We start from the raw sequence: 746 nt of genomic DNA on the forward strand, positions 1-746 counted from the left end.
CGGCTGGCGCTTTATGACATGAACGGTTGTAACCTTATGGGGAAGTCCCTTGCAGTTAAATGTGGATAAGCAAAATTCCCCGTCTGTGAGGCGTGTTTTGTATCGAAAACAGGGGGGGCCGGATGCACCAGAAGCTGGATGATGAGGTTGTTTTTTGTATGTGGTGCTGATTTTTTGTGCGCTGTCGGGCTTCAGACGTGCGGAAGCCTCCGGCGCAGGCCGGATTATTCAGAGGAGGTCACTTTCAGGGGGAAGCTGTGGCCAGCCGGCTGTAATTACGGTTACGTGACAGAATCATGCGCTCCTTCACACGACGCTCAACTTCGCGTTTTACCGCCTCACGATTGGCAGTGAAGCGCCCTTCCGCGATTTCGCGCGTCAGCTGCCGTTTCACCAGGGTGACAATATCCTGACGTTCCCTGTCCGCATCACGACGCGCACGGGCACGCTTTATTCCCCGGGACTTAAGCTCTGTCTGATAACTGCGAAAACGCTCACGAACAAAACGCCAGGCTTTCGCTATCAGTTCATCCATGCCCAGGGTATCCAGCCCCTGCTTTTTGCGTTGTTTGTTTTCCCATACCACACGGCTGCGGCGCGCGGCGGCCACTGCCTCCTCTGATACATCGAGGGCAGCAAACAGTGCAGATGTGAACGTGATATCGGTCGGAATGTAGCACCCGATAAGCGGGTCATATTCCGTCTGGTAGGTAATCAGTCCCAGCTCTGACAGGAACGTCAGGGCC

Annotated in this window: 1 protein-coding gene; it reads right to left on the reverse strand. The window is 54.8% G+C overall.

Features of this window, described 5'->3' with window-relative positions; genetic code table 11:
• Positions 1–244 precede the first annotated feature (244 nt).
• Positions 245–746, reverse strand: a 502-nt coding sequence (repA, locus tag FTE26_RS08905) for a plasmid replication initiator RepA (protein ID WP_272457553.1), incomplete at its 5' end; no start/stop codon positions are given.

The organism is Escherichia sp. S10b (genome assembly GCF_028421345.1).
GTDB lineage: Bacteria > Pseudomonadota > Gammaproteobacteria > Enterobacterales > Enterobacteriaceae > ECMA0423.